The 21,890-nt window shown below is 56.9% G+C and carries 21 protein-coding genes and 1 riboswitch; of the genes, 3 read left to right on the top strand and 18 right to left on the bottom strand.

The features are described from left to right. Positions 1-24: 24 nt before the first annotated feature. The 6 genes from ACR0M9_RS15605 to rpsA form a co-directional block, all read right to left on the bottom strand. The gene (locus tag ACR0M9_RS15605) at positions 25-1,680 is read right to left on the bottom strand and encodes an Ig-like domain-containing protein (RefSeq protein WP_480774046.1); all 1,656 of its coding nucleotides are present in this window, start codon (positions 1,678-1,680) and stop codon (positions 25-27) included. A 689-nt stretch (positions 1,681-2,369) separates the two neighbouring features. After that, positions 2,370-3,617 (bottom strand): tryptophan synthase subunit beta, encoded by a 1,248-nt coding sequence (trpB, locus tag ACR0M9_RS15600; protein WP_480559760.1) that lies wholly within the window; start codon positions 3,615-3,617, stop codon positions 2,370-2,372. Positions 3,618-3,715: 98 nt separating this feature from the next. Further along, complete coding sequence (locus ACR0M9_RS15595) at positions 3,716-4,360, bottom strand: phosphoribosylanthranilate isomerase (protein WP_480484014.1); 645 nt, start codon at positions 4,358-4,360, stop codon at positions 3,716-3,718. Positions 4,361-4,365: 5 nt separating this feature from the next. Next, the gene (locus ACR0M9_RS15590) at positions 4,366-4,716 is read right to left on the bottom strand and encodes a LapA family protein (RefSeq protein ID WP_267365457.1); all 351 of its coding nucleotides are present in this window, start codon (positions 4,714-4,716) and stop codon (positions 4,366-4,368) included. A gap of 7 nt (positions 4,717-4,723) precedes the next feature. Next, positions 4,724-5,008 carry an integration host factor subunit beta gene (gene ihfB, locus ACR0M9_RS15585; RefSeq protein ID WP_050603110.1) on the bottom strand — a complete coding sequence of 95 codons (285 nt, stop codon included), beginning with the start codon at positions 5,006-5,008 and terminating at the stop codon, positions 4,724-4,726. A 270-nt stretch (positions 5,009-5,278) separates the two neighbouring features. Further along, positions 5,279-6,955 carry a 30S ribosomal protein S1 gene (gene rpsA, locus ACR0M9_RS15580; RefSeq protein ID WP_480484015.1) on the bottom strand — a complete coding sequence of 559 codons (1,677 nt, stop codon included), beginning with the start codon at positions 6,953-6,955 and terminating at the stop codon, positions 5,279-5,281. Positions 6,956-7,585: 630 nt separating this feature from the next. Between rpsA and ACR0M9_RS15575 the strand changes: the two genes are divergently transcribed. Then, positions 7,586-8,062 (top strand): YHS domain-containing (seleno)protein, encoded by a 477-nt coding sequence (locus ACR0M9_RS15575; RefSeq protein WP_480774045.1) that lies wholly within the window; start codon positions 7,586-7,588, stop codon positions 8,060-8,062. Between the two features lie 24 nt (positions 8,063-8,086). On the opposite strand, the gene ACR0M9_RS15570 is transcribed toward ACR0M9_RS15575, so the two are convergent. The 10 genes from ACR0M9_RS15570 to miaB form a co-directional block, all read right to left on the bottom strand. Beyond that, entirely contained in the window at positions 8,087-8,704 is a 618-nt protein-coding gene (locus tag ACR0M9_RS15570; RefSeq protein WP_480774044.1) for a (d)CMP kinase, read from the bottom strand. Further along, positions 8,701-10,047 (bottom strand): 3-phosphoshikimate 1-carboxyvinyltransferase, encoded by a 1,347-nt coding sequence (aroA, locus tag ACR0M9_RS15565; RefSeq protein WP_480774043.1) that lies wholly within the window; start codon positions 10,045-10,047, stop codon positions 8,701-8,703. Before aroA ends, ACR0M9_RS15570 begins: the two co-directional genes overlap by 4 nt. Before the next feature lie 68 nt (positions 10,048-10,115). Continuing rightward, entirely contained in the window at positions 10,116-10,826 is a 711-nt protein-coding gene (gene trmB / locus ACR0M9_RS15560; protein ID WP_480774042.1) for a tRNA (guanosine(46)-N7)-methyltransferase TrmB, read from the bottom strand. A gap of 96 nt (positions 10,827-10,922) precedes the next feature. After that, positions 10,923-12,104: a methionine adenosyltransferase gene (gene metK / locus ACR0M9_RS15555; protein ID WP_480774041.1), complete on the bottom strand. Its 1,182-nt coding sequence runs from the start codon at positions 12,102-12,104 to the stop codon at positions 10,923-10,925. 5 nt (positions 12,105-12,109) lie between these two features. Beyond that, a riboswitch (SAM-SAH riboswitch) is annotated at positions 12,110-12,158 on the bottom strand. Positions 12,159-12,188: 30 nt separating this feature from the next. Further along, complete coding sequence (lnt, locus tag ACR0M9_RS15550) at positions 12,189-13,703, bottom strand: apolipoprotein N-acyltransferase (RefSeq protein WP_480774040.1); 1,515 nt, start codon at positions 13,701-13,703, stop codon at positions 12,189-12,191. After that, positions 13,700-14,587, bottom strand: a complete 888-nt coding sequence (locus ACR0M9_RS15545; RefSeq protein ID WP_480507086.1) for a hemolysin family protein — start codon at positions 14,585-14,587, stop codon at positions 13,700-13,702. Before ACR0M9_RS15545 ends, lnt begins: the two co-directional genes overlap by 4 nt. 35 nt (positions 14,588-14,622) lie before the next feature. Continuing rightward, positions 14,623-15,117: an rRNA maturation RNase YbeY gene (ybeY, locus tag ACR0M9_RS15540; protein WP_480774039.1), complete on the bottom strand. Its 495-nt coding sequence runs from the start codon at positions 15,115-15,117 to the stop codon at positions 14,623-14,625. A gap of 36 nt (positions 15,118-15,153) precedes the next feature. Then, positions 15,154-16,176: a PhoH family protein gene (locus ACR0M9_RS15535; RefSeq protein WP_209505382.1), complete on the bottom strand. Its 1,023-nt coding sequence runs from the start codon at positions 16,174-16,176 to the stop codon at positions 15,154-15,156. Between the two features lie 136 nt (positions 16,177-16,312). Further along, the gene (locus ACR0M9_RS15530) at positions 16,313-17,077 is read right to left on the bottom strand and encodes an outer membrane protein (RefSeq protein ID WP_480488264.1); all 765 of its coding nucleotides are present in this window, start codon (positions 17,075-17,077) and stop codon (positions 16,313-16,315) included. A gap of 172 nt (positions 17,078-17,249) precedes the next feature. Continuing rightward, entirely contained in the window at positions 17,250-18,569 is a 1,320-nt protein-coding gene (gene miaB / locus ACR0M9_RS15525) for a tRNA (N6-isopentenyl adenosine(37)-C2)-methylthiotransferase MiaB (RefSeq protein ID WP_480488266.1), read from the bottom strand. Between the two features lie 122 nt (positions 18,570-18,691). On the opposite strand from miaB, the gene ACR0M9_RS15520 reads away from it, so the two are divergent. Beyond that, entirely contained in the window at positions 18,692-19,555 is an 864-nt protein-coding gene (locus ACR0M9_RS15520; RefSeq protein WP_480774038.1) for a hypothetical protein, read from the top strand. A gap of 6 nt (positions 19,556-19,561) precedes the next feature. Here the strand turns inward: ACR0M9_RS15520 and ACR0M9_RS15515 are convergent, their stop codons facing one another. Continuing rightward, the gene (locus ACR0M9_RS15515) at positions 19,562-20,359 is read right to left on the bottom strand and encodes a phytanoyl-CoA dioxygenase family protein (protein WP_480774037.1); all 798 of its coding nucleotides are present in this window, start codon (positions 20,357-20,359) and stop codon (positions 19,562-19,564) included. Between the two features lie 83 nt (positions 20,360-20,442). Between ACR0M9_RS15515 and ACR0M9_RS15510 the strand changes: the two genes are divergently transcribed. Further along, positions 20,443-21,366, top strand: coding sequence for a LysR family transcriptional regulator (locus ACR0M9_RS15510; RefSeq protein ID WP_480774036.1), 924 nt, complete (start codon positions 20,443-20,445; stop codon positions 21,364-21,366). On the opposite strand, the gene irrA is transcribed toward ACR0M9_RS15510, so the two are convergent. Next, positions 21,344-21,760 carry an iron response transcriptional regulator IrrA gene (gene irrA / locus ACR0M9_RS15505; RefSeq protein ID WP_209598312.1) on the bottom strand — a complete coding sequence of 139 codons (417 nt, stop codon included), beginning with the start codon at positions 21,758-21,760 and terminating at the stop codon, positions 21,344-21,346. The genes ACR0M9_RS15510 and irrA overlap by 23 nt on opposite strands. Positions 21,761-21,890 lie beyond the last annotated feature (130 nt).

Below are 21,890 nucleotides of genomic sequence, written 5' to 3'. Positions count from 1 at the left end.
CCACCAAAGGGGCGCACGGCTGATTCAGAATGCCATTTGCCAGATCAGGCTGACACTGTAGTTTTCAAAACCGCTTTCGCCGATACCATCATAGAACAGGTTTGCGGCCAGAAGGCTGTTGTTCTCCAGCCGGTAATCAAATCCCAGATCGGCACGGGCGCGGGCGGTGTCGCCAATGGGTGTCAAGCCAGGAACAGTGCCTGTGCCGGATGTTGTGCTCCAAATACCAGACAGACCACCGGTCAGCATCATCTGACCGCGCGACACCTGGATTGGGTGACTGAAATCCATACCCAGCCGTGCAGTGGTCAGGCTGAAATCCTGGTGTGGGATCAGGTTGCCCAGACTATCGGTATAAGCCTCCTGATCGTCGCTGGCATAGCTAACATCCAGCAACGGCATAAGCGTCAGGTCACCGCGCTTGAACTCTCCGGTTACGCGCGACTGGATCAGCCAGCGTTCACTATCGAAACTGTCGGTATAGGTGCCCAGTGGAGAAATGTCGTTATCAGCCTGACCGTACAGAACACGCCCTTCGAAAAACACTGGCTGGTTGGGCAGTTTGGCGACGACATAAGGTCCGACCAGCCACCCTGTGCCATCCACGCTGGCCGGGCCGTTTTCGGTTTCGGCATAATCGATCTGCAGCATGGCGCCGATCAGAAGGTTCGAGTTCACCCAGCCATGCGCCCCCACCACGACCAAGGCATAAGAACTGTCGTAATCGTTTTGCGAGCTCCAGTTCCCGGACAGATTGAACCAGACCGGTTGGGTTGGATCACTTGCAAATTTCAGATACCCCGATCCCTGCGTCACCGACGAGTCCAGCGCACCTGATCCTGATTGCTGAAGAAACTGCGTCAGCTCTGGCTGATTGGTCACGAGGCTGTTGGCCCGGGCGTTCTGAAAGGCCTGCACCAGTCGCTGTGTGTCCGTTACACCCTGTTGTGTGCTGACCCTGTTGGACGCAAGGTTCAGGTTCCCGGCGGCATCCGAAAAAACGCCTGCGGGAATAAACAGCTCAATTGTACCGTTACTTTGCGCAGTCAGCGTTGCGACATAATTGGATCCGGACCCAGTCAGGGTGGCGGACGCATTGGTGACCGACAAGTCGCCCACCGTGAAATCTGTGCTGGGTTCACTCAGTGTGATCACCGCTTGGAACGTACCGTTCCCGATTGTTGTCAGCGCACCAATTGAGGCCGTCGGCTGCGTCGTGTCTGCCAAAGTCCGAGTGTTGATAATCTGGGTATTCGTGACACCCGACAGCGCGATTTCATAAAGGTAAAGCGGCCCTCCGACGGTTTCGCGCGCGGTGAACATGACCCCAAGATAGCCATCAGCGGCGTAAGTGGAATCGGCTCCATTCTGGCTGAGTATCGTCGCGCCAATATATCCAAGATTGGCCAATCCTGCTGGCGTAATAGCAGGTTGAGTCAAAACACCATTGTTGAAATAGAACGATCCTCCCGGGCCTTCTCCCGAGCCGCCCAACGACATGAACGCTGTCGCAGTACTTTGGAGATTGGAAAAGAAAATCTGCCCGCCGTTAGGTGTTGCGACTGTCTGGGACGGAAACGAAGGGTTGCCAAACGCCAGACCCTCTTTGACGCTTCCCATCAAAAGCGCGGAAACCAAAAGACCCAGGCACGACAGCCTCGTAATTGCGGACCAAACCATATTACCTCCTACAGCACCGCGTGGGTGCCAAACACCAGAGTGCCCGGGGTTAAAATCGCATCCCAAGCAGCGTCATCCTTGCCCCATCTTCGCAGAGACATCCCCAGAACCGGCGGCAAATCGCCGGTTAATGAGAAGTTAATTCAATTGGAAGACGCTGTATAGAACGCGGCAGGAATCAACTGGGGCGTGCGGGACACGTCGTGTTGTTAGAACAACCGGGTTTTGACCAAGGCTAACTCTCAAACAGCTTGAAACACCCAGTATTTACAGTGTCGTCGCGCGGAGAAAGAAACCTGAGGCAGGCTACGCTGGAAACTCGTCTGCAAAGACAGAAGGGACATAATCGCTGAAATTTCAGCAATTTTACAACAGTGTGGCTCCACTTGCCGCACTGACCACCATTTGGAAACCTTCGGGCGCAAGTGGAACAGGGCGATATCGCTTGTGGGCGATTCTTTGGCCGGGCTCCGGCGGGTCCAAAAGGATCGCTTGCGACGGCGAGCATACGATGACAAAACCGGATGACACGACGGGTAGGAGCAACAATCCATCTGCGCTCCGCAAAACAGCAATTAGATCCGAAGACCATTTCGGACCGGCGCTACAATCACGGGTGGACCGACGGGTTTTCCCGGCAGCTTGATTGATCGAGACTGTAAACCGGGGCATGTGGCTCCGGTTCGAAATCAACCGACAGTGCGACCCTCGGTGTCAGACATATCGAAGTTCAGGTATTTTGCGACGGTCTGAACATCCTTGTCACCGCGTCCACACATGTTCATGCAGATCAGGTGGTCCTTGGGCAACTCGGGCGCGATCTTCATGACATGCGCCAGAGCGTGGCTGGGTTCCAGCGCCGGAATGATACCCTCTGTGGCACAGCACAGCTGGAATGCCTCAAGCGCTTCCTTGTCGGTAATCGAGACGTAAGTCGCGCGACCAACCTCATGCAACCAGGAATGTTCGGGCCCGATACCCGGATAGTCCAGACCGGCCGAGATCGAGTAGCCTTCCAGAATCTGCCCGTCATCATCCTGCAACAGATAGGTGCGGTTGCCATGCAGAACGCCCGGACGACCGCCTGTCAGCGAGGCACAATGCTCCATCTTTTCGTTTACACCTTTACCGCCGGCTTCAACGCCGATGATATTGACGTCCTTGTCATCAAGGAAAGGATAGAACAGGCCCATCGCGTTCGAGCCACCGCCGATAGCCGCAATGATCGTATCCGGCAGACGGCCTTCGGCCTTCATCATCTGCTCTTTCGCTTCCTTGCCTATGATCGACTGGAAATCACGCACCATCGCCGGGTATGGGTGCGGACCGGCCACTGTGCCGATGCAGTAGAACGTATCGCGCACATTGGTCACCCAGTCACGCAGCGCGTCATTCATCGCGTCCTTCAGCGTACCGCGACCCGAGGTCACAGGGATCACCTCGGCCCCCAGCAGGCGCATACGAAACACGTTCGGGGCCTGACGTTGCACGTCATGGGCACCCATATAGACGATGCATTTCAAACCAAATTTCGCGCAGACCGTGGCTGTGGCCACACCGTGCTGCCCTGCCCCGGTCTCGGCAATGATCCGGGTCTTGCCCATGCGTCGCGCCAGAATGATCTGGCCCAGCACGTTGTTGATCTTGTGTGCGCCGGTGTGGTTCAGCTCATCACGTTTCAGATAGATCTTCGCCCCGCCCAGATGCTCGGTCAGGCGTTCCGCGAAATACAGAGGTGAGGGGCGGCCCACATAGTTGGCCCACAGATCATCCATCTCGGCCCAGAAGGTCGGATCATCCTTGGCTTTGTTGTATTCCTCTTCCAGTGACAGGATCAGCGGCATCAGCGTTTCGCTGACAAAACGCCCGCCGAATATGCCAAAGCGCCCTTGCTCGTCAGGGCCGGACATGAAGGAATTGAAAAGATCGTTGGCCATGGGTGTCTCCCTCGTCGTACCTGACTTTCATAGGTGGTCGTCGCGGGATTTGCCATGGCAAAACGCACCATGTCGCCCCCTGGCAGCGGCAAACAAAATCAGCGTGTCGCGTCGATAAATGCCTGTATCAGTCCAGCGTCCTTTACGCCCGGCGCGCTTTCAACACCCGACGCCACATCGACTTGCCGCGCACCCGTCATGCGGATCGCCTCAGCGACATTGTCTGGGTTCAGACCACCGGACAACATCCACGGCCTGCGCCAATATTTTCGACCTGCCAGCAGCCGCCAGTCAAAAGGAAGACCGTTGCCGCCGGGAAGTTCCGAATTCTTCGGCGGCTTTGCATCGATCAGAAGCTGGTCTGCAACTTCGGAATACAGATCAATCGCAGCCAAATCCTCGGCCTCCGCAACACCGATCGCCTTGATGACGGGCAGGCCATAGCGCTGCTTGATCTCTGCCACACGCTCGGGGCTCTCTCCGCCGTGAAGCTGCAACATATCCAGCGGAACCCCCGCGACAATCTCATCAAGCTGCGCGTCCGAGAAATTCACGGCCAGAGCGACCTTGGCGACGCCGACTGGTACTTCGGCGGCCAACGCCGCGGCTTGCGGTATCGGTGCGTAACGGGGCGATTTGGGAAAAAAGTTGAACCCGACATAGCGCGCACCGGCTGCAACGGCTGCGCGCACATGTTCTGAGGCGGTCAAACCGCAGATTTTAACGGACACATCGGTAGACATAAGCCTCAGCTGGCCTCGTCAAGCAGGGCCAGAACATCATCCTTACCCTCGTTCTGCTTTTTCTTGAGCTTCTTGACCTCGCGTTCAAGCTTGCGGACCTCGCCCTTTTTCACGGTCGCATCGCGGCGGTGTTTGTGTTCCCGCAGCCATTCCCACATGAAACCGATGATCAAACCGGCGACAACACCGCCCAGAACGACCAGAAAAAGTGGTAAAGAGGTACTGACGTTAAAGCCCAGAAGCTCGGCCAGAGCATCGGGCATCAGTTTCAGTTCTACAGACTGAACATTTGCCAAGGAAACGGAAATCAGAACGATCCCGAGAGTCCCAAGAAAAGCATATCGAAGGTAACGCATCATGAGGTCAGGCTTTACCGTTCAAACGATCCCTGAGCAACTTACCAGTTTTGAAAAATGGCACACATTTTTCCTCGACCTGAACTGTTTCACCGGTACGGGGGTTGCGCCCAACGCGGGCATCCCGCTTTTTCACCGAAAACGCGCCAAAGCCACGCAGTTCGACCCGGTCGCCGCGCGCCATGGCATCGGTGACTTCTTCGAACACGGTGTTCACAATCCGCTCGACATCACGCTGATAGAGATGCGGGTTTTCGTCAGCGATTTTCTGAATCAGTTCTGAACGGATCATTCGTGATACCCTCCCAGGCAGCCGGTGTGACAGGTCTACTGTTTTGACAGTATAGGAAAAAACCCAGAACGGGGGAACGGATACTCTGCGTGTTGAGGCTTTATTTTGCCATATTCTCACGCGAAATTTTGCCCGACAGGGCGATTTACACACTTCAAGCGCGAACATTATCGAGTTTAAACAGCGTGTTTGGAACATGTTGATTCGCAACAAAAACGGCCCCGCACTTCCATGCGAGGCCGTAAATCATGCTTGGGATGCGCCCCGGGCTTAGTCGCCAGACTTCAGCGCTGCACCCAGAATGTCGCCCAGCGACGCGCCCGAGTCGGAAGAACCGTACTGTTCCACGGCTTCTTTCTCTTCTGCGATCTCGCGTGCCTTGATCGACAGACCCAGACGACGGGTCTTGCTGTCGACGTTGGTTACGCGGACATCAACCTTGTCACCGACCGAGAAACGCTCGGGGCGCTGTTCGGAACGGTCACGCGACAGGTCGGAACGACGGATGAACGACTTCATGCCTTCGTACTCGACCTCGATGCCGCCATCTTCGATTGCAGTCACTTCGACAGTGATGACCGAGCCACGCTTCACGCCGCCAACGGCTTCTGCGAACTTGTCACCGCCCAGAGCTTTGATCGACAGCGAGATACGCTCTTTCTCGACATCCACTTCCGAGACAACGGCCGAAACCATGTCGCCCTTGCGGTAGTTCTGGATCGCATCCTCGCCACGCTCGTCCCAGGACAGGTCCGACAGGTGAACCATGCCGTCGATGTCGCCTTCGAGGCCGATGAACAGACCGAATTCGGTGATGTTCTTGACTTCGCCTTCGACTTCGGTGCCCTCGGGGTGGGTTTCTGCAAACACTTCCCATGGGTTGCGCTGAGTCTGCTTCAGGCCCAGAGACACGCGGCGCTTGGCACCGTCGATTTCCAGAACCATGACGTCGACTTCCTGGCTGGTCGAGACGATCTTGCCGGGGTGGACGTTTTTCTTGGTCCAGGACATCTCGGACACGTGCACCAGACCTTCGACACCGGCTTCCAGTTCGACGAATGCGCCGTAGTCGGTGATATTGGTGACGCGACCCTGATGGACCGAGCCCAGAGGGTACTTGGCAGCAACCAGATCCCACGGATCTTCCTGAAGCTGCTTCATGCCCAGGCTGATGCGGTGGGTGTCTTTGTTGATCTTGATGACCTGAACCTTGATGGTTTCACCGATCGTCAGGATCTCGGACGGGTGGTTCACACGACGCCATGCCATGTCAGTGACGTGCAGCAGACCATCAACGCCGCCCAGGTCAACGAATGCACCGTATTCGGTGATGTTCTTGACCACGCCCTCGACGTTCTGACCTTCGGTCAGGTTGCCGATGACTTCGGCGCGCTGTTCGGCACGCGATTCTTCCAGGATTGCGCGGCGCGACACAACGATGTTGCCACGGCGGCGGTCCATTTTCAGGATCTGGAACGGCTGCTTCAGACCCATCAGCGGGCCTGCGTCGCGTACGGGGCGTACGTCAACCTGCGAACCGGGCAGGAACGCAACCGCGCCACCCAGATCGACGGTGAAGCCACCTTTGACGCGGCCAAAGATTGCACCATCGACACGCTGGTCGTCGGCATATGCTTTTTCCAGACGGTCCCATGCCTCTTCGCGGCGGGCCATCTCGCGCGAGATGACGGCTTCGCCACGGGCGTTTTCTGCGGCGCGCAAGTAAACTTCGACCTCGTCACCGACAGCGATTTCAGGGGCTTCGCCGGGATTTGCGAATTCTTTCAGATCAACGCGGCCTTCCATTTTATAGCCTACGTCGATGATGGCTTGACCGGCTTCAATCGCCAGAATCTTGCCTTTGACAACAGAACCCTCTTCGGGCGTGTCCATTTCGAAGCTTTCATTCAGGAGGGCTTCGAATTCCTCCATGGATGCGTTAGCCATGTGGCGTTCATTTCCTTTACAGTACGTTTTTGCTGGCCGAGCGGTTGTCTCCGCCGGTCTTGTTTCATGATGTCTTCAAGCGTGATCCGGTGCGCCCCTGAGCAAACAAACACAAAGGGCCGAGGTAACCCGGCCCTGCTCAGAAACGTCATCCGGACGTTGACCGCCCTTGTATCGACAGCGCGCGTATAGGCTGAATCTTGAGCCGGTGCAAGTGCAAAGCCTATGGTGCGCGGCAGCGCGCGCAGGAACTCCTGCCTAACGCTGATCCCCAATGCGATTTGGCAATCTGAACGATAGCGGATTCTGACTGAACAAGTCTGCATGGTCCGCGGCAGGTTCTTGTCAGAAGGAATCCTGGTACCGGGAACCGAACCACGCGGCTGAGCCTCAGCTTGCAACGCAAAGGTGATATGTCTCAACGTTCCGCGCGTCACCCAGCGCCCGGCTTCCTACGTCTCGGGATGGATGGTGGAGATTTGCAGATTGAACGCCAGCCATTCGCCTTTTTGTACGATCTGCAAGATCTGGTGGCGTATCTGAGATTAAACGTTCCGCATCCTTTCCCTAGCTTTGCCTTATCGGTCGACAAAGCGATCGACCCGAAACCAGAACCAAAGGGAAAATATCATGAAATCTCTCATCTTTGCCGCCATGGCGACTGCAGTTGCCCTGTCCACCCCAGCCTTTGCCGCTGACGAAATCAACGTGTCCAACGGCCTTTCAGCCGCCGGTGCGCCGCTGGCCGCGCATGGGGTTGATCTGGTTGCATTGGTCAATGATGGCAACCCGGTCGAAGGCTTCGCCACTCATTCGTCAACTTATGACGGAGCCTCCTATTATTTCACGTCCGCCGCGAACCGTGAAGCGTTCGAGGCAAACCCTGCCGCATACCTGCCGCAGCACGGTGGCTTCTGTTCGTTCGGCGTATCAGTCGGCAAGAAATTTGACGGTGACCCGGATCAATACCTTGTCGCAGACGGAAAATTGTTTCTGTTCCTGAACGCGGAAACCCGGGCAGCCTTTTTGAAGGACGTTGTCACCACCGCAAAAACGGCGGATGACCAATGGGTGAATATCAAAAGCGTCGCCGTGGGCGAGCTGTAAGACCTGACCCGTTTGCCCGCGGCGTTAACGCGTCGCGGGCAGTTTTGCGTTGATCACCTCAAGGGCTTTGGCCAACGCCGCCTCGATACTCAGATCGGTGGTGTCCAACTGCACGGCATCCTCGGCGGGTTTCATCGGAGCGGTGCTGCGCTCAGCATCCCGCGCGTCCCGTTCTCTGACGTCCGCCAGAACCTGTTCACGGGTTACGTCAGCGCCTTTTGCACTAAGCTCCAGGAAGCGCCGCTCGGCGCGCACTTCTGCACTGGCTGTTACAAACAGCTTCACTTCGGCATCTGGACAAATCACCGTGCCAATATCACGACCGTCCAGAACGGCCCCACCTGCCCTGCGGGAAAAGGCGCGCTGAAAATCGACCAAGGCAGCGCGAACCTCTGGAAGAACCGCCACTTTGGAAGCTGCCTGCGCAACGTCGGCCGTGCGCAGGTCGCCCTTCTCAAGCTCCTCTGCGGTCAGAGACTGCGCGGCTTCAATCGCGCTTTCCCCCTCAAGCGTACGCCTTCCGACAGCGCGATACAGCAAACCCGTGTCCAGATGAGCAAAGCCGAAATGCGCCGCCACGGCCTTTGATATCGTGCCCTTGCCCGCAGCCGCTGGTCCGTCAATGGCAACAGTGAAACTCAAGTGCGCTCTACCTTTGCACCCAGCGACTCCATCAGTGGTTCAAAGATCGGGAACGACGTCGCGATCGGGCCGCCGTCATCCACACTCACGGGGCTCTGTGCCCCCATACCCATCACCATGAACGACATGGCGATGCGGTGATCCAGAAAGCTCTCGCAGGTGCCTCCTCCCGGAACGTTGCCGATGCCCAGCCCTTCAACCGACCACCAGTCATCACCTTCGGCAACAGTCACCCCGTTGGCGCGCAGGCCACGCGCCATGGCGTCAATCCGGTCGCTTTCCTTCACGCGCAGCTCTTTCACGCCGCCCATCATCGTTGTGCCTGTGGCATTTGCAGCCACTACCGACAGAACCGGGTATTCATCGATCATTGAGGCGGCACGCTCGGAAGGAACGTCGATGCCTTTCATGTTGGGCGAGTACTTGGCGCGCAAATCGGCGACTGGCTCGCCTCCCTCTTCGCGTTCGTTTTCATAGGTCAGATCAGCGCCCATCTCGCGCAAGGTCGTAAAGAGGCCCGCGCGTGTGGGGTTCAAACCGATCCCAGGCACCAAAACATCGGATCCAGGTGTGATCAACGCCGCGCAAACCGGAAAAGCCGCACTGGACGCATCGCGCGGTACAGCGATGACCTGCGGCTTCAGTTCCGGGCGACCGGTCAAAGTGATAACTCGGCCCTCATCGGTATCCTCGACGGTGATCTCGGCACCAAATGCAGCCAGCATCCGTTCGGAATGGTCACGCGTGGCCTCTTTCTCGATCACAACGGTCTTTCCGGGAGCATTCAGACCCGCCAGCAAAACGGCAGATTTCACCTGCGCCGACGGCACAGGAACTTCGTATCGCACAGGGGTCGGGTCCGCCGCGCCAACGATGGTCATCGGCAAGCGCCCGCCGGATCGCCCAACCGACTCTGCCCCAAACAGGGCCAGAGGGTCTGTAACACGCGCCATGGGGCGTTTGTTCAGGCTGGCATCACCGGTAAATGTCGCAGTGATCGGAGAGGTCGCCATCGCCCCCATGATCAGCCGCACACCGGTTCCCGAGTTGCCACAGTCGATCACCTGACCCGGTTCGGCGAAGCCACCGACACCCACGCCGTGCACTGTCCATTCCCCGTTTCCGTGATCTGTGACCTCGGCACCGAAGGCACGCATCGCCTTGGCGGTATCCAGAACGTCTTCGCCCTCCAGCAAGCCCGAAATCCGGGTTTCACCCACGGCCATTGCGCCAAGGATCAGCGACCGGTGCGAAATCGACTTGTCGCCGGGCACCTCTGCCATGCCGGTCAGCGGGCCGCAGGGATGCGAGGTCATCGGGATGGGCGTGCCGTGTCCGGACATGAGGGCTCCTTTTGCGCTATCAGTGCTCAAGCCGATTAGCGAATTGACGCCCGTTGGTCCAGCGGCAATCAGCCATTGCGTCGGAAGGTCAGGTAGTGAGGTGTCCGACCCTCGCGTAGCGCCTTCTGTTCGTATCGCGTAGAAATCCAGTCGTCCCAAGGTTCGCGCCAGTCCGAAGGACGTTCCGCCAGCCATTCAAACCCGGCGCGCGGAACTTCTTCCAATGTCTGACGCACGTAATCGGGAATGTCAGTAGCAACCCGGAAGATCGCCCCGGGTTTCAGCACCTTTGCCAATGGCTCAAGATGTTCCTGGGTTACAAATCGACGGCGATGATGCCGCGTTTTGGGCCATGGATCGGGATAGAGAAGGAACGCGCGCGAAATGCTGGCCTCTGGCAGCACGTCGAACAGATCGCGCGCATCGCCAGGGTGCACGGCAAGGTTTTCAACACCTGCCTGACGGATTTTGCCCAGCAGCATGGCAACACCGTTGATGTATGGCTCGGCCCCGATGATGCCAATGTCAGGATTGTTTTGCGCCTGGTGCACCAGATGCTCACCACCGCCAAAGCCGACTTCCAACCAGACCGGCTTGCCGCCGAACAGACCGTCCAGGTCCAGCGGCCTGCGTTCAGGGTTGGTGTCCCAGTCCACAGCACCGGGCGACAATTCAGCCAGATCTTCGTTCAGATAGGTTTTTTGACTGGGCTTCAGGGTCTTGCCCTTGAAGCGGCCATAAAAGTTTCTGCGCGGGCGTTGTGGGGTATCGGTGCTCATGGCGGTGGCCATACTGCGCAGCGGAGCACGTTGCAAGAGCGTGCACCGCCCCAAAGAAAAAGCGCGCCCCTGAAGGCGCGCTTTGGATTTTTCAGATCAAACTGCTGATTTCAGCGCGTCGACCAGATCAGTGCGTTCCCAGCTAAAACCGCCATCCGCATCCGGTTCGCGGCCAAAGTGCCCGTAAGCCGCTGTACGCTGGTAGATCGGCTTGTTCAGCTGAAGGTGCTGACGAATGCCGCGTGGCGTCAGATCCATGATCTGACCAACTGCTTTTTCGATCGCCGCATCTGCAACCTGACCCGTGCCATGCGTGTCTGCGTAAATCGAAAGCGGCTTCGATACGCCAATGGCATAGCTCAACTGAATGGTGCAGCGCTCGGCCATACCGGCGGCTACGACGTTTTTCGCTAGGTAGCGCGCGGCATAGGCCGCCGAACGGTCAACCTTGGTCGGGTCTTTGCCCGAGAAAGCACCGCCACCATGCGGGGCTGCGCCACCATAGGTATCCACGATGATCTTACGACCGGTCAGACCCGCGTCGCCATCCGGCCCGCCAATAACGAATTTGCCGGTCGGGTTGACGTGCCATTCGGTTTCGGCCGACAGCCAGCCTTCGGGCAGAGTTTCACGGATATAGGGTTCAACGATGGCGCGGATATCATCCGATGTCAGCGCCTCATCCAGATGCTGCGTCGACAGAACGATCGAGCTGACACCGACCGGTTTGCCGTTTTGATAAACGACAGACAACTGAGATTTCGCATCCGGCCCCAGTGCAGGTTCGGTGCCGTTCTTGCGCACTTCGGCCAGACGCCGCAGGATTGCGTGCGAATACTGGATCGGCGCAGGCATAAGCGCAGGCGTCTCGGTTGTGGCAAAGCCAAACATGATGCCCTGGTCGCCAGCGCCTTCGTCCTTGTTGTCCGCGGCATCCACGCCCTGCGCGATATGGGCGGATTGTTCGTGCAGAAGGTTCGTCACCTCGACTGTTTCGTGGTGGAACTTGTCCTGCTCGTATCCGATGTCTTTCACGCACTCGCGCGCAATTTCGTCGATGCGGCTCATGTAGTCATGCAGTTTGTCCTTGTCCGACAGACCAACTTCGCCACCGATAACGATGCGGTTGGTCGTGGCAAAGGTTTCGCAGGCCACGCGCGCCTCAGGCTCTTCGTTTAGAAATGCATCAAGGACAGCATCCGAGATACGGTCACAGACCTTATCCGGGTGCCCTTCAGAAACGGATTCCGAAGTAAAAGTATAGTTCTGTCGGGACATAAATGTGCTCCATTAAGGTTTCTCCGCCACGCCAGGAAGCCGTTGTGGCAGACCACAGACGCATACGCTTGCCCAAAGTTGGGGTCAATCTCTAATTGCCCGGTTGCCGCGAGTACCAAACAGCGCCATCGCCAGAATAAACAGTAAGACAACAACGATCGGACTGTCCCCGATACGTGCATAAGTCGTGCGACGGTGTGGTTGCGGCAGCACGGCGTCCACATATCCTGCCTCACCCAGAGCCAACGACGCAGTCACCCGACCCAATGGGTCAATCATGGCCGATACACCGGTATTGGCCGAACGGATCATCGGCAAGCCCTGCTCAATTGCCCTCATCCGGGCTTGCACCAGGTGTTGAAACGGTCCCGACCGCGTACCAAACCACGCGTCATTTGTGATCTGCAATAAGAAGTCAGCCCGACCCGGCGCACCATTCACATCTTGCGGGAAAATGGCTTCGTAGCAAATCAGGGGCAATGCGCTTCCAAGCTTGCCGAGGTCCAACAGGGCGGGACCCGGCCCCGCGCTGAACCCGTGCCCGGTTGTGGCCGCCAGACCACTGACCCCGAAACGCCCCATCAGGTCACCCAAGGGGACGTATTCACCGAAAGGCGCCAAGTGGTGTTTGTCATACAACCCTGCCTGACGCCTGGTTTCATCCAGATAGACCAGCGAGTTGAAGATTCTCGGGCCTTCTGCGCGCTGAATCCCCAATATCACCGGCACACCCTGCGCGGCATCCGCAACAGTTGACAGAAACGGTTGTGCGCCACCTAACCAAGCTGGAACTGCGGTCTCGGGCCAGACAATCAGGTCGGGTCTGGGAAAGGCTGCGGTATATTCAACCTGACGCGCGAAAAACAAAGGCGCATATGCCGGATCCCATTTTTGGTGCTGAGGGGCATTCGGCTGGACCACGCGAACCAGATGTGAACCGTCCTGAACGACGGGTCGCGTCAACCCGTAGGCAATCGCCATCGCTGCCATCACGCCGGTACAACCCAGGGTCCGCACCAAACCGTTCAAGGGTTTATCCTGCGCCAATGCCGCGCCAATTGGGAATGTTGCGGCTAAGGTCAGCGCGTTCAACCCATTTGGCCCAACCAGAGACAGCACCTGAGCCACCGGTGTATCCACCCAGATCTGCGCGACGCCAGCCCATGGAAAGCCGGTCAGCACATATCCACGCGCCACCTCGGCCAGGGACAAGACTGCAACCAGTAATATGCCCTGACGAATGGGCGTGGCACCAATATTGCGCGACAGGCCAAAGGCGGCAGCCCAGAACAAGGCCAGTCCGCCCGCCAAGAATACTAACGCAAACGGGGCCATCCAGGCATGTCGTTCAGCATCTACCTGAAACGGCTCAATGATCCAGCCAAGGGCATGGGCAAAATAGCCGGTCGCGAAGGCCCAGCCGACCCATGCCGCCCGGCCTCGGGTTTCGCTGGCAAGGAAAATCGGCACAATCAGGACCAGAGCCAAAACGGTTGCGCCCCAATACAAATGAGGCGCCTGACCAAACGCGCCCGCCCCGCCAAGGGCGGCAGCGACCAACAATCTCAACGATAATGGCCAGCCCCGTACTGGGGTCATGCAGCAACGCCCGGCAGCATGACGCGCAGCCGTTTGATACGGCGTGGATCGGCTTCGATCACTTCGAATTCCGGGCCCTCTGGGTGAATGACAACCTCACCCCGCGCCGGAACGCGGCCGGAGAGCATAAAGACAAGCCCGCCCAGAGTATCGATTTCCTCTTCGTCGACGTCTTCATGACTGGTCAGAGACCGGCCAATCTCGGCCTCGAAATCTTCGAGCGGCACACGCGCCTGTACCACATAGCATCCGGGCTTTTCCTGCACCCAAAGCTGGTCTTCATCCGCATCATGCTCGTCAGCGATTTCACCCACGACCTGCTCGATCAGGTCTTCGATCGTCAGCAGACCATCAACGCCGCCATATTCATCAATCACCAATGCCATGTGACGCCGCTCGGTTTGCATCTTGGTCAACAAGACGCCGATTGGCATGGATGGCGGCACGAACAATAGCGTTCGCAGCATAGAGGTCAGATCAAAATTTTTACCCCCACCGTTGAAACCGTGGGTCAGAGCAAAATCCTTGAGGTGAACAAAACCAAGCGGTGTATCCAAGGTTCCCTCATAGACTGGAATCCTCGACATACCACTGCTCCGGAAAACATCCGCCAGTTCATCTTTTGTGATCGTCGAAGGTACCGAGACAATTTCAGCGGTAGGGATGGCAACATCCTCAACACGCATCCGGCGCAGGTTAATCATCCCGCGTGGCTGCGCCACAGCCGCGTTTTGTCCGTTCACCGACTGGTCCGGTTGAGTATCTTCGCTCGAAAACACATCAAGGATTCGAGAAAACAGACCGGTTTTCTCTTCCGTTTCAGTACTGCTGTCCTGAGGTTGCGCGCTTTGCGCCGCCCTAGAACTGCCTTCTATATCGCCCATTACCTTGTTCCAACTGATCGGGTCTTGAACCCACATTACACCTTATATGGGTCATCAATACCCAATTTGCCAAGTATCTTGACCTCAATCCCTTCCATCAAGGTGGCATCGGGGTCACGAATGTGATCATAACCCAGCAAATGCAACGTTCCGTGAACCAGCAAATGGGTCACGTGATCATTCATTGCTTTGTTGGCTTCGGCCGCCTCGCGGACGCAAGTGTCATAGGAAATCGCAATATCACCCAGAACAATCTCACCGGTAAAATCAGGCTCTGGCAGGCGTGGTGTTTGCCCTGGCTCGTCCGGAGCCAGGTCTTCCGCAGGCCAGCTCAACACATTGGTGGGCGTCGGTTTGCCGCGAAATTCTGCGTTCAGTTCTGAAATCCGCGCGTCGTTGCACGCCAATATACTGACTTCGCACTGTTCCGGCACCAGTCCGCAATGGGCCAGAACGGCGTCAATCGACTTTTGTGACAAGACCTCCAGGTCTTGCCACCTTTCGTCTTCGAAAATGAGATCCAGGGTCATCTTCCCGCGCAACAGCCTCGTTAACGGGCTATGTGCTCACGTGGTTTCACGGCCCGCATCGGCCTCATACGCCTCGATGATCGCGGCGACAAGCGGGTGACGCACCACGTCTTTTGAGGTGAAGTAGTTGAAACTGATATTCGGGATCGTTTTCAACAACCTCTCAGCATCCGCCAGGCCCGATTGAACGCCACGCGGCAAATCTACCTGTGACCGGTCGCCGGTGATGACCATGCGGCTTCCTTCACCCAGACGGGTCAGAAACATCTTCATCTGCATCGTGGTGGCGTTTTGAGCTTCATCCAGAACAACAAATGCGTTGGCCAGCGTACGACCACGCATAAAGGCCAGCGGAGCGATTTCGATTCGTTTCTCTTCGATCAGTTTGGCCAACTGTTTTCCGGGCAGAAAATCGTTCAACGCGTCATAAAGCGGTTGCATGTAAGGGTCGACCTTGTCCTTCATGTCACCCGGCAAATAACCCAGTTTTTCGCCCGCCTCGACCGCCGGACGGCTCAGGATGATTCGATCCACATGTCCGCCGATGAACATCGAAACCCCGACCGCCACTGCCAGATAGGTCTTACCCGTCCCCGCGGGACCAATTCCAAAGGCCAGCTCATTGTTGAACAGTGACTGGACATAGGCTTTCTGGGCGTCGGTGCGCGGTTCAACCAGCTTCTTGCGGGTCTTGATCTCGACCGAACCGCCCTTGAACATTTCAAGCTGGTCGCCATCCCGGCTTCCGGTTCCCTGTTCTGAAACACCCATCCTCAACTCGCGATCGACGTCTGCGGCCTCAACCTCGCGCCCACCTTCAAGCCTTGTATACAGCGATTGAAGTACCTCAACCGCCTGTTTCTGAGCATCTTCATCGCCCATCACAACAAGCTGATTGCCGCGGCGCACAATCTGGACCGAAAGCTTTGTTTCGATCTCGGCCAGATTGCGGTCATATTCACCGCACAGGTCAATCAGCAATCGGTTGTCGGGAAATTCTACGAACGCCTCGTGTTGGGGCATTTCATCTTGCGGTGGGGTCAGGGCACCGATGGCCAATCCGCTCTCCTGTCTTGGCTGTTCACCCCGAGCGTAGACAACAAATCTTGGTAGGCGCAAGCCACAGTTTCAAAAATAAATGCTGAGATGTCATAACAGCCGATTTAATGGTGATCGGTTGCCGATTGGATGTACATCAGAAGGTGTAATTCAGCCCGATTCTCAAGCCGCTGTATTTTGGTGTGGACTTAGTGGAGAAGCCAGAACTGAACTGGACGTCCTTTGATTGGAACTGGACATATTCATATTCGCCCGTAATCGACCAATTGCCCGACAACTTATGCTCGGCCCCTATGCTTGCCGAATAGCCGTTCCGCCGATCTGACACCGAGAAATTCTGAACCGAAGTGCCCGATGCAATACTGTTGGTTGTTTCCACATCGCCCCACAGATATCCGACACTGAAGAAATACAGAATTCGTCCGCTGCGGTTTGTCAGACCATTGCGAAATCGGACTGCCAGAACATCCGATATCTCTGTTCCGCCTTGCACATTGACGCCGCCGATCCGCCTGCTGACAGTGTCGTCTAGGGATGCGAATTCATACCCGACTTCAAAGCCATAGACGTAGTCGCGCCCACCTGCAGCTGGTAAGACACCACGCCAGCCGCCCCGGAGGCCCCCGTATGTTCCGGATAAATCCTGATCACCGATATCAAACTGTCCGCCGGGCGTTGTCAGGCCAAACCGATCGTCCCCGCCAGAGCCATAACCGCCGGTAAGTCCCAGGTAAAAAGCGCGGACATCGCTGCTGAATCTTTTCGGGCTGACCACTTCCGGATCGCTTATGTCACCTTTCAAATCACCGGCCATGGATACGCCGGCAATCAGTGTAACAGCGGCAGTTAGCGTCAGTGTTTTCAACCTGCTCAGGCTCCCAAAGCTCTTGATAGTCGACACTCGTACCTCCCTCATCCCGTTTTCCGGGACCGGCATATCGCCGATTTGCAGACGCAGATCCTTGCGCCCAAAAAACCATGGCTCCTCTCGGAGCATAGTTCCAAGCAATAAATCAAGGGTAAATTTTGGAAACAAACACCAACTATGGTGTCCGGGAGGTGTTTACACCGACCTACAACAACTCACCGGCCAGAGAATTCGCCCCGGACTCAGTGATCCGGACTTCTCTCAAGTCACCCGTGGCGATCTCTGGTCCTTTTACGTGCACCGAATGCAAATATTCGGACTTTCCAACCATCTGCCCGGACAAGCGACCCGGTTTTTCGAAAAGAACGCGGACAGTGCGTCCGACCATACCGTCCTGAATCTCTCGCTGATGGCGCGTGATCAAGGCCTGAAGCCGCTGCAACCGTTCATCTGCCGCAGCCGGATCAACCTGCGACCGTTCAGCTGCCGGGGTTCCCGGACGTGTGGAGTATTTGAAGGAATAGGCATAGCCGTATTTGACCTCTTCGACCAAATCCATCGTGGCCTGAAAATCATCTTCGGTCTCTTCTGGGAAACCAACAATGAAGTCCCCCGACATCACGATATCTGGACGCGCCGCACGAATGCGTTCGACCAGCCGCAGATAGCTTTCTGCCGTATGGCTACGGTTCATCCGCTTGAGGATACGGTCCGAACCCGACTGAACCGGCAGGTGCAGATAAGGCATCAGCTTGTCACAGGTGCCATGCGCCTCGATCAGATCGTCGGCCATGTCGTTTGGGTGCGAGGTGGTAAAGCGGATGCGTTCCAGCCCGTCGACCTTGTTCAGTTCCCAGATCAAGCCGGCAAGCGTCATGTCACCATTCGCCCCGGCACCGTGATAGGCGTTGACGTTTTGGCCCAGCAACGTGATCTCGCGTACCCCGCGTTCGACCAGATCATGGGCTTCGCGGATGATGCGATCGGCTGGGCGGCTGACTTCAGCACCGCGTGTATAAGGAACCACGCAGAAGGCGCAGAATTTATCGCAGCCCTCCTGAACAGTCAAAAACGCCGTCGGTCCGCGCTTGGCCTTGGGGCGGTTTTTCAATTTTTCGAACTTGTCTTCTTCGGGGAAATCCGTGTCCAGCGCCTTTTCGCCCGCTCGGGTCTTTGCCTCCATCTCGGGCAGGCGGTGATAGCTTTGCGGGCCGACCACCAGATCAACCAGCGGCTGGCGGCGCATGATCTCTTCGCCTTCCGCCTGAGCAACACAGCCCGCCACGCCGATTTTCAGATCAGGCTTCTCGGCCTTCAGACCCTTGAAGCGCCCCAGTTCGGAATACACTTTTTCTGCCGCTTTCTCGCGGATGTGGCACGTGTTCAGCAGGATCATATCCGCATCTTCGGGGGTCTGGGTTTCAACGTAGCCCTGCCCGCCCAGCGCCTCGGACATGCGTTCACTGTCATAGACATTCATCTGACAGCCATAGGTCTTGATAAACAGCTTCTTCGGTTCGGACATGAGACGGGCCTTTGCATTCGCTGGACCGGCGTCGTCTATATGCTTCGAACGCCGCTTGCAATGCGGGCGCAATTACCCGAATTTGGCGGAACTTTCCAGCAAGACAAAACTGAAAACAGCCGATGCAATACGATTCCCTCGACCATTTCCTGAAAGCCGGGCAGCCCGCAATGGCGCAAGGCCCCGTTGCGATGGTCTTTGCCGAGGATGAGGTCGAGTTGGAAAGTACTCTGCATCACCATCTGAAACTAGGGTTCAAATCCGTTATCGCCTTCATGCCTCAGGAGTTCCGACTGGAGCCCGCGTTGACCGACCGGGTGCATCGGGTCACCTTGAAGTGCGTTCCCCGAACGGTGGTTGTCGATACCCTGAACAGAATAATTCAGGCCGCACCCAGCATCTGGATGTATTACTGCTATAACGCCGAGTACCTGTTCTTTCCGTTCTGCGAAACGCGCAGCATTGGCGAAATGCTGGCCTTTCACAGCGAAGAACGCCGCAACGCTATGCTGAGCTACGTCATCGACCTTTATGCCGAGGACCTGACCGCTTTTCCCAACGGCGTCGCCCCTGAACAGGCTTTGTTCGACAAAACGGGTTACTATGCCCAATCACGCCACGACCCTGACGGCCAACCGCTGGACCGGCAGGTTGACCTGTCAGGTGGCTTGCGCTGGCGGTTCGAGGATCACATTCCCTATGAACGCCGTCGCATCGACCGCATCGCCCTGTTCAAGGCGCAAAAGGGCCTGATCCTGAAATCCGACCACACGTTCAATGAGCCGGAATACAATACCTATTCCTGCCCTTGGCATCACAACATGACCGCAGCTATTTGTTCCTTCCGCGCTGCGAAGGCGCTCAAAACAAATGCCGGGTCGACTTTTGACATTCCAAATTTTAGCTGGCGCAACTCCGTGCCTTTTGAATGGCACTCGCGGCAGCTGCTGGATCTGGGTCTGATCGAATCAGGCCAATGGTTCTGAAGCGCCTCAGCGCTGAAACAGGACCGGAAACCAGTCTTCACGAAGACGCTGCCCCGGTGTCATGCCATGGCCGGGAAAAGGTGGAGAGGTTCTGCCTGGGCGCTCTACATACCGCGCGTCATCGCCGACCAGCCGCAGAGAAAAGGCGCGGCGACGGCTGTCTGACTGGTTGCCCCGCGCACCGTGAAGGGTGCGATAATTGAAGGCAACGGCGTCACCGGGGTCCATTTCGAATTCAACGACTTTCATGCCCTCGGCATCTGGGTCCGGCACGGGAATGTACTGCCCTTCATCGGGGAAAAAACCTTCCTCTGAAACCCAGCGGGTTGGCAGCACCTCTTTTTCCCACCGGTGAGAGCCTGCGACGCAGCGCAACGTCGCCTGCCTGACCGGATCCAGCGGAGACCAGAAGCTGATGGTTTGCTGACCTTCTACGAAGTAATATGGGCCATCCTGATGCCAGGGCGTGGCCATGGATGTCCCGGGCTCTTTGACCAATACGTGGTCGTGAAACACCTGCACACTTCTCGACTGCATCAGGTCCGCGGCGACCTCGGCCGCGGGCGAGTTTTCGATCACCTCGCGGAACTGCGGAATGCGGGTCCAGTTGCAGTAATCGTCAAAGAACAGACCCGTTTGACCCTCTTTCTTGTTTTCTGATGCATACGGGCCAGGCTCTGCCATATTCGCGGCAATGCCGTCGCGCAGTTGATCCACATAATCTGCAAAAAGGCCTTTGATCAGAACGACGCCATCATCCTGATACGTTGTGATCATCTCTTGGGTAACAAGCGGGTGGGGCATCTGGGTCTCCATTCGTTTTTCAATCTTTTGCGTTGAAGGCGTGTTCTGTTCAAATTATATCTTTCGAAGCTATAATTAACTTCATGTTATACATTTCACTGCGTCAGTACGAATATGTTTGCGCAGTCGGGCGCCACGGCAGCGTGTCCGCCGCCGCACAATACCTGAATGTTTCACAACCAGCACTGTCCACCGCCCTGACGCGTGTCGAAGCACATTTGGGATACCCGCTGTTTATCCGCCGCCGAGGTTCGGCCATGGCGCTGACACCTCAGGGGCGAAAATTCATCGATCAGGCCGAGACCCTGCTGAAAGACGCAGCCCAAATCGAGGCATCAGAAACTCCGTCGCCAGGCACGACACGTCTAAGACTGGGGTGTTTTACGGACCTCGCGCCCTTCCTGCTGGCACCCGCCCTGCACCATTTGCGCGATGCTTTCCCAAACATCGCTATCACTTATTTTGCCGCCTCCTTCGAAGGGCTGTTGAACAGATTGATTGATGGCCAGATCGATGTTGCAATCACTTACGAGCTGACAATGGACGCGGGGTTCACACGCGCAAAACTGTTCGACAGTCGGCCAAAGGCCCTTATGCCCCCGGATCATCCGTTGGCGACAGCGGGCACGGTCTCGCTGGCTGACTTGGCCGCTCAACCGTTGATCCTGTCAACAGAAGGCTTGTCGGCACAACACATCCTCAGTCTCTTTCGGCGCAACGGTCTGCACCCGACTGTCGCCCATAGGGCGGCATCGATCGAGATTCAGCGCAGTCTTGCCGCCCATGGCGAAGGGATCGGGATCAGCTATACCAGCCCGCTTAGCCCGGTCAGTTATGACAATAAACGTCTTGTCAGTGTTCCGATCAGCGATCAGGACGCAACTGAATCCGTTGTTCTTGCGCGCCACGGAACAGGGCCCGCTGACGCGACCACTGATCAGGTTGAACGCTTGTTGTTGGCAAGTTTGAAAGGTGGTCTTGGCGCTACTTTTTGCGCAGGCGAATGACAACGTCGACCGAGGCAATCTCGACACCCTCGGGCGCTTCGGGCAGGCGCTGGATCACCAATTGGTCCGATGGCGCATCACTCAGGCGCGCCTCGTCTTCCCAATAAAAATGGGGGTGGTCATGCGTGTTCGTGTCGAAATAGCTTTTTGACCCGTCCACAGTAATTTCCTGCAGAACACCAGCGTCGCAAAACGCGCGCAGGGTATTGTATACCGTCGCCAGGGACACAGCGTCACCATTCGCCTTGGCCGATTCAAACAGGCTCTCGGCGGTGACGTGACGATGGCGGCCATCGCCCACCAGAAGCTCGGCCAACGCCACACGCTGACGCGTCGGACGCAGGCCGGCGTTCACCAGCCAACCCGTTGCTATTTCGCCGCTCTGCGGTGTCATTGATCCAATACCCATAGTCACTTCCATTATATATAGGAGCGCATGGTTGGCAATTTCAAATGAAATTCATTCGCAAAGAACGCGGCATACACAACATGATGTGGCCGCTGCTCTTGCAGGACCTTGCAAA

This window comes from Ruegeria sp. CH2 (genome assembly GCF_056537065.1).
The sequence above is the reverse complement of the archived record's forward strand: the minus strand, read 5'-3'. Positions and strand labels throughout refer to the sequence as shown.

Coding starts and splice junctions, on each gene's coding strand:
- aroA (WP_480774043.1), bottom strand. CDS start 10,047: ATGTCCGGACACGGCACGCCCATCCCGATGACCTCGCATCCCTGCGGC.
- ihfB (WP_050603110.1), bottom strand. CDS start 5,008: ATGATCCGTTCAGAACTGATTCAGAAAATCGCTGACGAAAACCCGCAT.
- ACR0M9_RS15605 (WP_480774046.1), bottom strand. CDS start 1,680: ATGGTTTGGTCCGCAATTACGAGGCTGTCGTGCCTGGGTCTTTTGGTT.
- irrA (WP_209598312.1), bottom strand. CDS start 21,760: ATGACACCGCAGAGCGGCGAAATAGCAACGGGTTGGCTGGTGAACGCC.
- rpsA (WP_480484015.1), bottom strand. CDS start 6,955: ATGGCTAACGCATCCATGGAGGAATTCGAAGCCCTCCTGAATGAAAGC.
- miaB (WP_480488266.1), bottom strand. CDS start 18,569: ATGTCCGAACCGAAGAAGCTGTTTATCAAGACCTATGGCTGTCAGATG.
- trpB (WP_480559760.1), bottom strand. CDS start 3,617: ATGGCCAACGATCTTTTCAATTCCTTCATGTCCGGCCCTGACGAGCAA.
- ACR0M9_RS15545 (WP_480507086.1), bottom strand. CDS start 14,587: ATGGGCGATATAGAAGGCAGTTCTAGGGCGGCGCAAAGCGCGCAACCT.
- metK (WP_480774041.1), bottom strand. CDS start 12,104: ATGTCCCGACAGAACTATACTTTTACTTCGGAATCCGTTTCTGAAGGG.
- trmB (WP_480774042.1), bottom strand. CDS start 10,826: ATGAGCACCGATACCCCACAACGCCCGCGCAGAAACTTTTATGGCCGC.
- ACR0M9_RS15510 (WP_480774036.1), top strand. CDS start 20,443: ATGTTATACATTTCACTGCGTCAGTACGAATATGTTTGCGCAGTCGGG.
- lnt (WP_480774040.1), bottom strand. CDS start 13,703: ATGACCCCAGTACGGGGCTGGCCATTATCGTTGAGATTGTTGGTCGCT.
- ACR0M9_RS15575 (WP_480774045.1), top strand. CDS start 7,586: ATGAAATCTCTCATCTTTGCCGCCATGGCGACTGCAGTTGCCCTGTCC.
- ACR0M9_RS15595 (WP_480484014.1), bottom strand. CDS start 4,360: ATGTCTACCGATGTGTCCGTTAAAATCTGCGGTTTGACCGCCTCAGAA.
- ACR0M9_RS15515 (WP_480774037.1), bottom strand. CDS start 20,359: ATGCCCCACCCGCTTGTTACCCAAGAGATGATCACAACGTATCAGGAT.
- ybeY (WP_480774039.1), bottom strand. CDS start 15,117: ATGACCCTGGATCTCATTTTCGAAGACGAAAGGTGGCAAGACCTGGAG.
- ACR0M9_RS15590 (WP_267365457.1), bottom strand. CDS start 4,716: ATGCGTTACCTTCGATATGCTTTTCTTGGGACTCTCGGGATCGTTCTG.
- ACR0M9_RS15520 (WP_480774038.1), top strand. CDS start 18,692: ATGCAATACGATTCCCTCGACCATTTCCTGAAAGCCGGGCAGCCCGCA.